The organism is Clostridia bacterium, from assembly GCA_014360065.1.
GTDB lineage: Bacteria > Bacillota > DSM-521 > Neomoorellales > JACIYF01 > JACIYF01.
On the sequence record JACIYF010000059.1, the window covers coordinates 2,829 to 16,770 of the forward strand.

Below are 13,942 nucleotides of genomic sequence, written 5' to 3' on the forward strand. Positions count from 1 at the left end.
GCCTAAGCTTATACACTAGGGACTGCTTGGGAATGGCTAGGGCTTGTACCACCTCTTCCTTAGCAACCACAACTTCCTTTTCCAGCACCTTGGTCGTGGGCTTCATTCCTCGACTGATCATCTGTTCGCTGAAGCTGATTAGGCGGGTTAGATTATGCTCAACCCGGGGCTTAGCTACAAATGTGCCCTTTCCTTGGACCCGGTAGACTAGGCCCTCTTTGGCCAGGTCTTCCACTGCCTGCTTAGCAGTGATTCGGCTCACGCCATAGCGAACCGACAGTTCATGCTCCGAGGGAATACGGTCACCCGGTCTGTAATTGCCCCCAAGAATCTCCTCCCTCAGTATTTCGCGAATTTGATGATAAAGGGGTATGGAAGCTAATCGTCGGATGGCCATCTCCGATCCCCCTTTTTGGTTTTTGGGCCAGTTTTTCTGCCAGCAGCGCACTAGGATATATTGATATATCAACCTATCAACATATGCTTTCGACGTTGAGATTAAGAATCCTTCCGCAAAGATAAAAAATTTTTGGCGTCAATAAAATAGGCCCCTAGGAAAGCATCCAAGAGGCCCAAATAATTAATTATAAGGCTAAAGATGCAAGGCTCTCTTTCTAACGCAGCAGATGAGAGGCAATCACTACCTTTTGGATTTCACTGGTGTCCCGGACCATTTGTCTTAGCATCTGGTGCTCTTCAGTTAGTTTAATGTCCATACTTTCACTCCTTTGCCCGCGCTTAAGCGGTGGAAGATGGGTGATGGCTTATTGTTTCCGGGCCATGTTTTCCCCGAAGGGCTGCGCATAACCTTCCTTCTTTCCCTGCAAGATGTACTCCATGGCCATGCCCGCCGCCTCGATGGTGATCTTCATGCACCTTTTTAGCCTATCCTTGGCAAACCAGTCTTCATATCCCTGGTTGATTTCTCGACAATTGAGGTAACCAAACCGCTCTCGGAAACGGCGAGGTATCTGGTTAAAGAAGCGATACAGACCGGGATTGCCGTAGAGCTGGTCTTGCCTTTTTTGAGGATCTGGTTCGGCCATGGGATAGCGGCGCCCGTGGGCTGCTCCCACCGCCATCAGCATCCCGGCCAGGGCCCCACAGGTATGGCCGCTGAGGCCCATCCCCCCGCCAAAAGGGGTGGCCAGGGCCACCACCTCTGGCGGCAATCCGTCAATGGTACCAGTATCTAAGATCGCTTGCACCACGCTCTCAGCGCAGTTGAGACCAGCGCGAAAGTTCTGGGCAGCATTATCCTTGGCGGCTTGAATCAACTCTTTTTCATCTGCCAAACCTTATCGCCACCTTACTTTCCTGATCTTGGCACCAACCGAGCCTCACCCAAAACCCAACCCCCAGCAGCGCAGGGTTAATAAATCCCCGGGTCCCGGTACTCGCCATACACCTCCCGATAAACGTCACAGATCTCCTGGAGGCTAGCGTAAGCCTTGACGGCATCAATGACGTAGGGCATGACATTATCGCCACGGCGGCAGCAGTCGCCTAGCTCCCGAAGGCACCGGGCCACCTCCCGATTGTCCCGACTCCTCCTTACCTCATTTAACCTCTTGATCTGCTCCTCTTCCAGCCGGTCATCGATCTTGAGAACCGGAATGGATTCCTTTTCGGCCGAGACGTATTTGTTGACTCCGATCAGGGTGCGCTCGCCCGAATCGATCTTCTTCTGGAATTCATAGGCAGCATCGGCAATCTCCCTTTGAGGAAAGCCCTTTTCGATGGCAGCCAGCATCCCGCCCATGGCATCGATCTTTTCGATGTATTCCCAAGCTTTCTCCTCCATCTCATTGGTTAGGGCCTCAACGAAATAAGAACCAGCCAAAGGATCAATGGTATTGGCCACTCCCGTCTCCTCAGCTATCAACTGCTGAGTCCGTAGAGCAATGGTCACGGCAAAGTCGGAAGGCAAGGCCCAAACTTCATCCAGGGAGTTAGTATGCAGGGATTGGGTTCCCCCCAGCACCGCTGCCAAGGCCTCGGTAGTAGTCCGAATTACATTATTGAAGGGCTGCTGGGCAGTAAGGGAACAGCCGGCAGTCTGGGTGTGAAAGCGCATCCACCAGGAACGGGGGTTTTTGGCCTTGAAGCGGTCGCGCATGATCCTGGCCCACATCCTTCGGGCGGCCCTAAATTTGGCAATCTCCTCAAAGAAATCGATATGGGAATTGAAGAAGAAGGAAAGCCTGGGAGCAAAGGCATCCACATCCAGGTGTTTTCTATTAATTACGTCCTCCACATAGGCGATCCCGTCGGCCAAGGTAAAAGCCAGCTCCTGAACGGCAGTGGATCCAGCCTCGCGGATATGGTAGCCGCTGATGCTGATGGTGTTCCAGCGCTGGACATAGCGGGTGCCAAACTCGATGGTGTCGCTTATGAGCTTCACCGATGGCTCCGGAGGCAGCATGAAGGTCTTTTGGGCAATAAATTCCTTTAGCATGTCGTTCTGGATGGTGCCGCCGATCTTGGACATGGGCACCCCTTGCTTTTCGGCGGCAGCGATGTACATAGCCCAGAGCACCGAGGCGGGCGGGTTTATAGTCATGGAGGTGGTAACCTTATCCAAGGGAATGCCCTGCGTCAATACTTCAAAATCGGCTAAGGTGTCGATGGCCACCCCGCACTTGCCGCATTCGCCCCGGGCTTTGGGAGAATCGGTGTCATACCCCATCAGGGTAGGAAAGTCGAAAGCGGTACTGAGGCCGGTCTCCCCTTCCCGGAGCAGGTGGTGCCAGCGCTGATTGGTATCGGCAGCTGAGCCGAAGCCAGAAAACATCCGGTAGGTCCAGAGCCGCCCCCGATACATATTGGGCTGGCAGCCACGTAGAAACGGGTATTCACCCGGAAAACCAATATCCCTGGCAAAATCCATCGCCGCCACATCTAAAGGGGTGTAAAGGGCCTTTACTTCTAGCCCCGATACGGTACAAAACTTGTCAATGCGCTCCTTTTTATCGCTTAAAGCTTCCTCCCAAGCGCGGAGGCTTTGCTTGATTTGGTCAATGGTCTCTTTGGTAAACACTCTTTTCCCTCCCCGAGATCCACATTAACTCCTTCCCCATCCCCATTCCAGCACCATACCTCTCGCTCTGATGGCCTGAGGCTCAACCTTACCCTCTAGCCACAGCCTGACCTTGGCCCGGCCCTACCCCTAAAAAAGCCATCACCCTTGCCGCCGCCGTGTAAGGATCCAGCTTTCGGTCCTGGACTTGATCCAACAGCTGCTGAAGCTGGGGTTGGCGCCTTACTTCTTCCTCCAAATAATGCCGCAACTGCTCCAATACCGCCTCAAAAACGTCTTTCTCCAGGCGCTCCTTGCGCAGCTCCTTAATGCGGCCGCTCGTTTGCAAGAAATTCCAATGCTCCCTTAAGGCTGAATATACTTCCGGTACGCCTTCCCCGGTGATGCCATTAGTTTTAATGACCGGCGGGCGCCAACCGGTTCGTGAGCCCAGATCGAGCATGGCATTAATCTCCCGAACCAACTCCTCGGCAGGGCCAAGATCGCACTTATTGACCACAAAGATATCGGCCACCTCCATGATCCCGGCTTTCAGGGTCTGGATGGCATCGCCTGAGGCCGGAGTTAGAACCAGTACCACGCTATCAGCTGCCTGAGCTATATCCAGCTCCGATTGGCCTACCCCTACCGTCTCCACCAGCACTAAGTCCTTGCCAAACGCATCCAGTGTCTGCATCACTTGCTTGGTATTCCTGGCTAGGCCCCCCAGGTTGCCACGAGTCCCCATACTGCGGATATATACCCCCTGGTCCAGGGTATGAGCCTGCATGCGAATGCGATCTCCCAAAAGCGCTCCCCCCGAAAAAGGGCTGCTGGGATCAACAGCAACAATGCCCACCGTAAGTCCAAGCCCTCTCACGTGGGTAGTCAGCTTATCAACCAAGGAACTCTTTCCCGCCCCTGGCGCCCCGGTAATGCCGATGGAATGGGCCCGGCCGGTATGGGGAAAGATTTGACTCAAGATGGTTTCCTTCCCTGGGCCATCATTTTCAATTAAGGAAATTATCCGGGCCAAGGCCCGGCGGTTTGCAAGCAAGGCTGTCACCCCCAGCCCGGCGGCGTTAGACTAGCCGCTCTCGTCCTCAGCTTTGGCCCCGCCTTCGACTCCCACCCCGGCCTCAGCCTTACCGCCAACATGCTGGTTGACCCAATCGATGATGGCCCCCAAAGGAGCACCGGGAGTGAAGATGGCCTGGATGCCCTTTTCCCTTAAGAAATCGAAATCTTCATCGGGAATGATGCCACCGCCAATGACGACGATATTGTCGGCATTTCGCTCCTTAAGGCATTCCACCACCCGGGGGAATAAATAACGGTGGGCGCCAGAGAGGCAGCTTAGGCCCACCAAGTCCACGTCTTCATCTACAGCCGTAGCCGCAATCTGCTCGGGAGTTTGGTGCACACCGGTATAGATGACTTCAAATCCGGCGTCCCGAAAGGCCCGAGCAATGATGCGGGCTCCCCGGTCATGGCCATCGAGGCCGGGTTTGGCCACTAAAACCCTTAGTTTTCGCCCTGAACCTGGCAATTGCCATCCCTCCTGGTTAGAATTTTCACGAACCTGGCGGGTGGGGTAACCCGCCAGGTTCTTAGAAATCCGCAGGGCTAAGGCAAGGCAATGCCGATTGCCCCGCAGAAAGCCATAAGCGCAAAGACAAATCCGTCCACACTGCTTTTTCATGCCTGATCGTGCGGGTGGTCACTTGTAGGTATAAAACCCACGCCCCGTCTTCCGCCCTAACCAGCCAGCGTTGACATATTGCTTTAAAAGCGGGCAGGGCCGATATTTGGGATCGCCATAGCCCTCCACCAGCACCTCCAGGATGGCTAAAACGGTGTCCAAGCCAATCAGATCGGCCAGCTCCAGCGGCCCCATAGGGTGGTTCATGCCTAGCTTCATAATGGCGTCGATATCCTGGGCGCTGGCTACCCCTTCGTAGAGGGCAAAGATGGCTTCATTAATCATTACTTGCAACACCCGGTTGGAAATGAATCCCGGGACATCCTTGCACTCCACCGGGGTTTTCCCCATGCGAACCGCTATATCCTTGACCTGGTGGCAGACTTCATCAGCCGTGGCCAGGCCCCTGATGATTTCCACCAGCCTCATGACCGGCACCGGATTCATGAAATGCATGCCGATGAATTTTTCCGGCCGCCTAGTGGCAGCTGCCAGCTGGGTGATGGGAAGGGATGAGGTATTGCTGGCCAAGATAGCGTAGGCAGGAGCAATGGCATCAAGCTCGGAGAATACCTTGGTCTTAACCTGAATGTCTTCTACCACCGCTTCGATAATCAGCTCGCACTCAGATGCATCCTTAAGGGTAGTAGAAGGCTGGATGCGGCCTAGGACGGCTTTGGCCTCTTCCTCGCTGATTTTTCCCTTTTCTACGCTGCGGTTAAGATTCTTTTCGATGACTGCCCGGCCTCTCTCGACCAGCTCCTCAGTCAGATCGTTTAGAACCGTCTGCCAGCCAGCCTGGGCCGATACCTGGGCGATGCCGCTACCCATCTGGCCGGCCCCTACTACCATAACTTTTCGGATCTCGACCACCATGTTCCCTCCTTCTCCTTGGCCTACTCTACCTTAATGAGCATAGCATCGCCTTGAGCGGCACCGCTGCAAATGCCACAAACGCCGAGCCCGCCGCCCCGACGCCTCAGCTCATAGGCCAGGGTCATGACAATCCGGGCTCCGGTAGCGCCAATGGGATGGCCAAAGGCTACCGCCCCGCCGTTAACGTTTACACGCGCATGCATATCCTCTTGGGACAGCCCCAAGATCTTATTGCCGCTCACTAGGGTTACAGCGGCAAAGGCCTCATTGATTTCAATTAAGTCCATGGCTGTCAGTGAATACTGGGTTTGCTCAAGCAGCTTTTGGATGGAAAGGCCGGGAACAGTGGCTATATATTTTGGGTCTTGCGAAACTTCTGCATAACCTAAAACCGTGCACAGGGGTTCAATCCCTAGCTCTTCGGCCTTATCCCTGGACATCACCACCACCGCCGCAGCGCCGTCATTTACTCCCGGGGCATTGCCGGCGGTAACCGTACCGCTGGGATCGAACACCGGCGACAGCTTGGCCAACGCCTCCAGAGTGGTGTCCGGCCGAGGTTGCTCATCGGCATCGACCACTTTTACCTCCCCTTTGGTTCCAAGGATTTCTACCGGCACAATTTCGTCTCGCAAACGGCCCGCTTCCATGGCTGCTTTGGCTCGCATCTGGGAATGGTAAGCCCACCGATCTTGGTCTTCCCTGGAAATCCCAAATTCCTTGGCCACCTCGGACCCATGAATGGCCATGTGACGATTGTAAAATGAGCACCACAGGCCATCGTAGACCATGAGATCCAATACCTGCCGGCCCGGAATTCCCATTCGAGCTCCCCACCGCATCTCGGGTAGGCCGTAAGGGCAGTTGGACATGCTTTCCATACCTCCAGCCACACAGATGCTGGCTCGTCCCGCCTGGATCATTTGTACCGCCAAGTCGATGGCCTTGATCCCAGAGCAGCACACCTTGTTAACAGTTACGGAAGGCGTAGTTGCAGGCACCCCGGCCTTAATGGCAGCTTGGCGGCTTGGGACCTGACCGCAACCCGCAGTCACCACTTGGCCCATGAATACGTAATCCACGTCCTCGCCTCTGAGGCCCGCTCGCCTAAGCGCCTCTCTAATGACGATGGCGCCTAGGTCTACCGCTTTGAGGGACCGGAGTCCTCCCCCAAATCGGCCGATGGGGGTTCGGCAAGCGCTGACTATCACCACTTCCGGCAAAGCTATCCCTCCTCCTCAAAACATACATTTCCAGCCGGGTTTTGGTTACTTGCTGGGCAGCCTGGCCACCAGAGCATTCCTGGCTAGGTTAGGAAGATCCCTTCTGGATCTACCACCGTATAAAGCAGCTCGACTTCCTTCTTAGTAGGCGGTCGAGTTTCGCCTCGGACCCGGCTGAGGTTGAGATCAAAGCTGCAGTTCTCCTTCACTTGTTCGGGAGTAAATCCTGGATGGACAGTATCCAGATACATTTCTCCGCTCTCATCAAACCGGAAGACGGCCATATTGGTAATTACCGCCGCCGGTCCTCCCCGGAATGCTCGGCCATAAACCTCCCGCTTATGGACCATCTCGCCGCTTGGCCACTTGGGAATGCGCCAGCCGGGGGAAGTGATGTAGTCCACCCGCTCCTTGAAGCGGCGCTTCTCCTGTACCATAATGAATACTACCCGCTTGGCTAAGGAGGCGATATCAGCATTGCCCCCGCTTCCAGTGAAACGCTTGCTGGCCGCCGGGCCATATGCGCCAGCCTCCCCCGGCTTTCCCACCACGGTAGCATTGACGTTACCGTACTTATCGATCTCGGCTGCCCCCAGAAAGCCAAGGTCAACGTAGCCCCTCTGCAGTTGGGCGAAGGTCTCATTTAATCCTGCTGCCAAGGCAGCTCGGAATTCCAGCCGGGCATCGCCCACCGAAGTAGGCATGTGGATAGGCTTGCCATCGATGGTTCCGGCCTGATAAATGCATACCGCATCCGGGGCATGGGTGAGCTGGGCCAAAGTAATGGCCAACATGGGCAGGCCGGTGCCCGCAAAGACCACGTCTCCGTTCCTTACTTCCCGTGCCGCCGCCACCGCCAGCATATCCATAGGCTTGTATTCTCCCGGCTTAAGTAGCTGGTCATCCAGATCGGCACCGAGCGGAGGAACCGGCGAACTACAGCCAGGCTGGATGGCCAAGTTGGGTAGGTCAAGACTCATCGCGAACCCCTCCTTATCCTGGTAGAGTACCCTAGGGCCTGGTTAGTCCTCAGGTTCTCCAAGCGATTGGCTCCCAGCTTCTCCAAGTATTCGTAGTGGTCCCGAACTCCATAAATCCACTCCTTTGCCCAAGCGGAAAATCCTTCCTCGCTCTTGCTTTGAGCATAAAAGTCGCGGATGAAAGCGGCATCGACTTCATAAAAGCCTTGACAACCAGTGGGATGCCCGGCCCAGGGCAGCTCAACTAGGTAATCCACCTGGTATTGGGGAATTAGGTTGAGATCCGGATCCCGGCGCAAGTACTCCTTGGGGACGATCTGCTCGGCGATGACAATCACCCGGTCGGAAGCGCGAACCGCTTCGGCATCGCTGTATCGCTGCCCGCGAACCCTAATGATGCCTTCCTCGCTGGCCATCTGCGCCAGCAGGATGCACCAGTCGGGATTGGCAGCGGGGATGTGGACGACGCTAGTGCCGTAAAAATTGTCGGTGACGATCTCACATTTCTTCTTAGGGATCTTGGGGTTAGTCCCGTCTCTCAGCCCGTGCCTGCCCAGGTTATCGTACTCGGGGTTGAGCATGTCGGTACCCATGCTAGCATAGGTGGGCATATAAGGCAGACCCATGGAACCTGCCAGCAGCCGGAAGAGCATCTGCACGTGGCTGTAGTCCTCTACGATAACCTGGCTGGCCCGGGCCATGCGGTCCAGGCAGACCCCAGTCTTGCCGTAAAGCTCGTGGCCGATCCAGCACGACTCCCAGATCTTTACGCAGCCGGCCCCAATTAGAACCTCGCTATGGGTGCCACCGTTGACTTCTACCAAATGCAGGTTTTTCTTGCCCTGGCGCACCATCTCATAGATGGCTGCCATGGGGCGCCTCCAGATGGTAAACCCTCCAAAGGTAATCATGCTGCCATCCTCGATAAGGCTTACCGCCTCCTGGACTGTCAACCTCTGTGGCTTAGCCATTTGCACGACCCTCCTCCAACCTTCCCAGCACATGCCTGCCGATGACAATCCGCTGAATCTGATTAGCCCCTTCATAAATCTGGGTTACTTTGGCATCCCGCATCATGCGCTCCACCGGAAATTCTTTAGTATAGCCGTATCCGCCCAAGAGCTGGACACAGTTGGTGGTTATCTCCATGGCGGTGTCGGTGGCGAATTTTTTAGCCATAGAGGCTTCTTTGCTGTGAGGCAGCCCCATGCTCTTTAGCGAAGCTGCCTGATAGACTAAAAGCCTAGCCGCCTCCAACTGGGTAGCCATGTCAGCCACCATCCATTGCACCCCTTGGTTGGCGGCCAGGGGCCGACCAAATTGACATCGCTGTTTGATGTAATTAATGGTGTACTCCAGGGCTCCCTCGGCTATACCCAGGGCTTGAGCGCCAATGGTTATCCTCCCCCCATCCAATAGACTCATGGCAATCCTAAAGCCATCGTTTTGTTCCCCTAGTATGTTTTCTTTAGGTACTTTGCAGTTGTCGAAATGCAGCTCCACCGTAGGTGAGCCATTGAGGCCCATTTTCTCAATTGGTTCGCCAATGGTAAGACCTGGGGTATCCTTCTCGATAATTAGGCAGGTGATGCCCTTGCCCGGCCCCTGACTAGGGTCAGTCTTGACAAAGGTGGTATAAGTGGTGGCTACTCCGCCATTGGTGATGAACATCTTGCTACCATTGACAACAAAGTAGTCCCCCTGGTCCTCGGCCCGACACTTGATGCTGGCAGCATCGGAACCAGCCTCCGGCTCGGTCAAAGCGTAGGCACTTACTATCTCCCCGCGAGCCAGCGGCTTCAAGTATTTCTCCTTGATCCGCTCGCTCCCATATAGCCAGGCGCTCATACAGGCCAGTCCGGTATGGACGCTGATGATGACGCTGGTAGAAGCGCAAGCTTTGGCCAATTCGTGGCACAGGATGGTCAGCTCCACGTAAGAACCCCCAGCGCCACCATATTCCTCGGGAATGGGTATCCCGCATAGCCCCATGTCGGCCAGCTTCTTGAAAGTGGCCATGGGAAACTGGTGGTTGCGGTCAGTGGCTGCGGCGATGGGTTCGACTTCATTCTTGACAAACCGGGCCACCGTGTCCCTAAATATGCGCTGCTCCTCGGTCAACCGAAAGTCCATACTTTCGCTCCTCTCCGCAAGCCTGCAATTTACAACTGGCCAGTTTCGGTTCCCGCTCTCCTAGTTAATTCTCATGGCTTTGCAGGACTGTTTCCACGATTTCGATATTTGCAAAACGTGTGCCAACATGTCAAGGAAAAGTTGAGACCAAACCTAGTTTGAAAAGGGTTGATGAAAAGCGGCGTAAGCATAGGATGGGCAACGATGGGCAGTTGGCGGATACCCCATGGGCAATCTCGGATGGCTAATCGGAAGGTGGGTAGCGCGGCGCTAGCCTGCTTAGGCTGGTGCAAACTTGCACCGCCACGGCAAAATGCCGGGTAAAACCTAGCCTAGGATTGCAGTCCGGGCGGTGCAAGAATGCACGCTACCCTACTTTAGGTTTAATGCCATACTTGCGCATTTTCCGAAGCAGGGTGGTGCGGTGCATGCCTAAGGCCTGGGCCGCCTCTTCTAAGCTAGTATGGTTTTGCAGGGCATGGATCATTAAGCACTTTTCCGTTTGGGCTACAGCCCCACGGTAATCGCTGGCTTCAATGATCAACTCTGGCTTCTGGTGGCGCTCCTGCTGCAATTCCGCTAGTTCGGCCAGCACCATTCCCTTGGTTATAGTCTTTTGCGGGTAGACTACCACCAGCCGCTCGATCAGGTTTTGTAGCTCCCGGACATTCCCCGGCCACTGATATTCCATCAAGACGTCTAGAGCCTGGAAATCCAAGTGTTTTTCCAGTTGGTGACGCCGGCCAAACGAAGCCAAGAAGTGCTGGGTCAAAGCCAAGATGTCCTCCCGGCGCTCGCGCAAAGGCGGTATGTAGATGGGCACTACGTTTAGGCGATAGTAGAGATCCTCGCGAAAGAGTCCCTGAGATACCAGCTTTTTCAAGTCCCGATTGGTAGCAGCAATAAACCGCACGTCTACCTTCTCGCTGTTTACGCCCCCCACTGGGATTAGGTCTTTCTCTTGGAGCACGCCCAAGAGCTTAACCTGAACACTCGGCGGGATCTCGCTTATCTCATCCAAAAACAATGTGCCACCGTCCGCCGCCTGAACAAATCCCTTTTTTCCGGTGCGGGAGGCCCCAGTAAAGGCTCCAGGCTGGTAGCCAAAAAGCTCAGACTCAAACAGCTCCTTGGGCACCGCCCCCAGGTTGACCTTAAGGAAATTCCTGCTTCGCCTTGGGCTGACCTGGTGAATAAATTTGGCCACCACTTCCTTTCCCACCCCGGTTTCGCCCAGCAATAAGACGGTGGTGTCCAGGTTGGCCACTCGCGCCGCCCGCATCAATACTTCCTGCATGGCCGGGCTTATCGCCACAACTCCTTCGAGGGTGGGAAGGCAACCTTGAATTAGCTCCTGGCGCTCGGGATTCTGCGGATAAATGTCCGGAGGGTAAAAGGTGGTAGTCACCAACACTATTTCTCCCCGGCTGTTGAACACTGGGTTGCCGGTAATGGTAACCTTCTTCCCGGTATGGAGCCACCTTTGGCTAATGGTGATGAGGCGACGGTGGCGAAGCACTAAAGTAGTAACCGACTTATCTATATAGCCTTCCTCTTCCAAGTCAAAGGTGAAGCGCCCCAACACTTCCTCTTTCCCGGTGGCGGTTAACCTTTCAAAGCCTTGATCGACCCCAATGGTCTTAGCGCTGGCATCGGCAATATAAACGCCGTGGATAGCGTTTTCGAGCGAGTAGCTCGGCCCGAGGATGAGGTTATCTGCTACCATTTCCCTGACCCTCCCCCAATGAGAGGATGTTTTCTAAGCCAAGGGGCGATGCAATCACGCTAGGCCTAGGAGCCCGCCTTACCTTCTACCAGGGTTGGTGCAGGTTATGCCCTAAATTTAATGGTAATTAAACGACGGTTATGAATTGTCCGCCAACTCAACTACCATTTTCTCACCCGGTATTTTATCATAAAGTATAGCCGAAAGTAACATATGGGAATTCCTGGTTTAAACTTAAAACTTATGCAGATTTGTTGCCAGCCTGTGGGGGAAAGCTAGCATCAGGGAGTAGAAGTTCCTAGTTGGGGAGGTTGAAACGACGCGCCCAGCCCAACCTTTGAAAATGGTCCGAAAACACCTGGGCCGCTGGTGGCGCCTGGCGGAGATCATCCTGGAAGCCCGAGGCCGTAACCTCTCACAAAGGCCACGAATGGGCTTTGGACCCGGGGATTTAGAATCCCTAGGGGAGCTTCAATCTTTTACCGCCGACGGCAATCTCCTGCGACTGGAGTTTGGCCATGGCAAGGTAGAGATGCGCTTTTACCAAGGGGGGATAGTCAACCTGCGCCTCTGGGGGCGCTACCGAGAAGAGCCTGTCCCCACAGGGGCCGTGGCCACCCTCCCCGAGCCAGTTTCCGTCCAAGTCAGCCAAAGCGACTCCCATCTCACCGCCAGCTTCGGGCCGCATCAGGCCCGCATCCGCCGGCAGCCCCTAAGCCTGTCTTTTTGCCACCAATCTGGGTCCCAGCTGTGGGAGGTGGAACAGGTCGGATACAATCAGGACCTAATGGTGGTATTTAGCCCGCTTACCGGTGAGCATTTCTATGGCGGGGGCGAGCAGGCTGGACCCCTAGATAAGAGAGGGCGCTACCTGGAGTTTTGGAATACCGACGCCTTCGAGTACCATAGCGATCAAACCCTACATATGTACTGTTCTATTCCCATGATCATCGGCCTAGAAACGGCGGGTGCATATGGTTTGTTCATCAATCACCCTGGAGCCAGTTTCTTTGATCTGGGCAGCCGTAACCCAAACGTTATGGCTTTCGGTGCCGCCCAAGCCTGCTTAGATTGTTTCTTCCTTCCTGGCCCCTCCATCAAGGAAGTGGTGGAGAAATACACCAGCCTCACCGGGCGGATGCCCCTCCCTCCCCTGTGGAGCTTGGGTTTTCACTTGAGCAAATGGAGCTACTTCCCCCAGGCCAAGGTATATCAAATCGCAAAGCTCTTACGGGGAAAGAAAATACCGGCAGATGCAGTTTTCCTCGACATCGACTACATGGACGGGTTTAGAGTCTTTACCTTCGATAGGACCTCCTTTCCCGAGCCGGACCAATTGACCACGGATCTTTACCAAAAAGGGCTTAAGCTGGTCCCTATCATCGACCCCGGGGTCAAGAAGGATCCAGGCTACCCCATTTACCGGGAGGGGCTAGAGAAAGACTATTTCGTGAAGATGGAAACGGGAGAAGTTTTCGTAGGTCGGGTATGGCCCAAAGATACCGTCTTTCCCGATTTTTGCCGGCCCGAGGTCCGGGCCTGGTGGGCCGGCCTGACCAGGGACTTCGTCCGCCGGTATGGCTTGGCGGGAATCTGGAACGACATGAATGAGCCTTCGGAGTTTAGCAACCCTTACGGAACCCTTCCTGATTCCGCCTGCCATAGGTTAGATGGACGGGAGGTCCCCCACCGCCTGGTGCACAACATCTACGGCCTATTCCATAATCAGGCTACCTTTGAAGGCTTGCAGCAGGCAAACCTGCGCCAGCGCCCCTTTATCCTCTCCCGCTCTGGGTTTGCCGGCGTCCAGCGCTATGCGGCAGTATGGACCGGCGATAACCGTAGCCGGTTCGAGCATCTGGCCCTGGCCATCCCCATGAATTGTAATTTGGGCCTGTCAGGCTTGGCCTTCGTGGGCAATGATGTGGGCGGCTTTGGCGAGAACTGCACCCCCGAGCTTTTTGCTCGCTGGATAGCCATGGGGGCTTTTACTCCTTTCTTCCGAGTTCACAACATCGCCCGGGCCCGTAACCAAGAACCTTGGGCCTTTGGGCCGGAAGTGGAAAGGATCAGCCGTAAGTTCATCCGCCTTCGCTACCAACTCTTGCCCTATATTTATAACCAGTTTTACCGGGCCCATAAAACCGGCCTGCCGGTGATGGCGCCGCTGGTATTGGAGTACCCAGAAGATCCTGTAGCGGCGGCGGTTGAAAACCAGTACTTATTTGGGCCCGACCTGCTAGTGGCGCCCATAACCCAGGCAGGACAGCGAGAGCGAAAAGT

At 55.0% G+C, this 13,942-nt stretch carries 11 protein-coding genes and 1 pseudogene (1 of these 12 running past the window's edge); 1 reads left to right on the forward strand and 11 read right to left on the reverse strand.

Annotated elements, in window-relative coordinates:
* The 11 genes and pseudogenes from H5U02_09390 to H5U02_09440 form a co-directional block, all read right to left on the reverse strand.
* Window positions 1-397: pseudogene (locus H5U02_09390) on the reverse strand (GntR family transcriptional regulator) (it extends 554 nt beyond the left edge of the window).
* A 367-nt stretch (window positions 398-764) separates the two neighbouring features.
* On the reverse strand, window positions 765-1,295 hold the full coding sequence (locus H5U02_09395; GenBank protein ID MBC7342642.1) for a C_GCAxxG_C_C family protein: 531 nt from the start codon (window positions 1,293-1,295) through the stop codon (window positions 765-767).
* 77 nt (window positions 1,296-1,372) lie between these two features.
* The gene (locus H5U02_09400; GenBank protein ID MBC7342643.1) at window positions 1,373-3,040 is read right to left on the reverse strand and encodes a methylmalonyl-CoA mutase family protein; all 1,668 of its coding nucleotides are present in this window, start codon (window positions 3,038-3,040) and stop codon (window positions 1,373-1,375) included.
* Window positions 3,041-3,128: 88 nt separating this feature from the next.
* On the reverse strand, window positions 3,129-4,055 hold the full coding sequence (gene meaB / locus H5U02_09405; GenBank protein ID MBC7342644.1) for a methylmalonyl Co-A mutase-associated GTPase MeaB: 927 nt from the start codon (window positions 4,053-4,055) through the stop codon (window positions 3,129-3,131).
* 51 nt (window positions 4,056-4,106) lie between these two features.
* Window positions 4,107-4,721 (reverse strand): cobalamin B12-binding domain-containing protein, encoded by a 615-nt coding sequence (locus tag H5U02_09410; GenBank protein ID MBC7342645.1) that lies wholly within the window; start codon window positions 4,719-4,721, stop codon window positions 4,107-4,109.
* Between the two features lie 18 nt (window positions 4,722-4,739).
* On the reverse strand, window positions 4,740-5,597 hold the full coding sequence (locus H5U02_09415) for a 3-hydroxybutyryl-CoA dehydrogenase (GenBank protein MBC7342646.1): 858 nt from the start codon (window positions 5,595-5,597) through the stop codon (window positions 4,740-4,742).
* 20 nt (window positions 5,598-5,617) lie between these two features.
* Window positions 5,618-6,820 (reverse strand): acetyl-CoA C-acetyltransferase, encoded by a 1,203-nt coding sequence (locus tag H5U02_09420; GenBank protein ID MBC7342647.1) that lies wholly within the window; start codon window positions 6,818-6,820, stop codon window positions 5,618-5,620.
* Window positions 6,821-6,903: 83 nt separating this feature from the next.
* On the reverse strand, window positions 6,904-7,800 hold the full coding sequence (locus H5U02_09425) for an acyl CoA--acetate/3-ketoacid CoA transferase subunit beta (GenBank protein MBC7342648.1): 897 nt from the start codon (window positions 7,798-7,800) through the stop codon (window positions 6,904-6,906).
* Window positions 7,797-8,771, reverse strand: a complete 975-nt coding sequence (locus H5U02_09430; GenBank protein ID MBC7342649.1) for an acyl CoA--acetate/3-ketoacid CoA transferase subunit alpha — start codon at window positions 8,769-8,771, stop codon at window positions 7,797-7,799. Before H5U02_09430 ends, H5U02_09425 begins: the two co-directional genes overlap by 4 nt.
* Entirely contained in the window at window positions 8,764-9,933 is a 1,170-nt protein-coding gene (locus H5U02_09435; protein MBC7342650.1) for an acyl-CoA dehydrogenase, read from the reverse strand. The genes H5U02_09430 and H5U02_09435 overlap by 8 nt, the downstream gene beginning before the upstream one ends.
* Before the next feature lie 367 nt (window positions 9,934-10,300).
* The gene (locus H5U02_09440) at window positions 10,301-11,659 is read right to left on the reverse strand and encodes a sigma 54-interacting transcriptional regulator (protein ID MBC7342651.1); all 1,359 of its coding nucleotides are present in this window, start codon (window positions 11,657-11,659) and stop codon (window positions 10,301-10,303) included.
* Between the two features lie 337 nt (window positions 11,660-11,996).
* Here H5U02_09440 and H5U02_09445 point away from each other — a divergent pair.
* A partial coding sequence (locus H5U02_09445) for an alpha-glucosidase (protein MBC7342652.1) occupies window positions 11,997-13,942 on the forward strand: 1,946 nt, incomplete at its 3' end.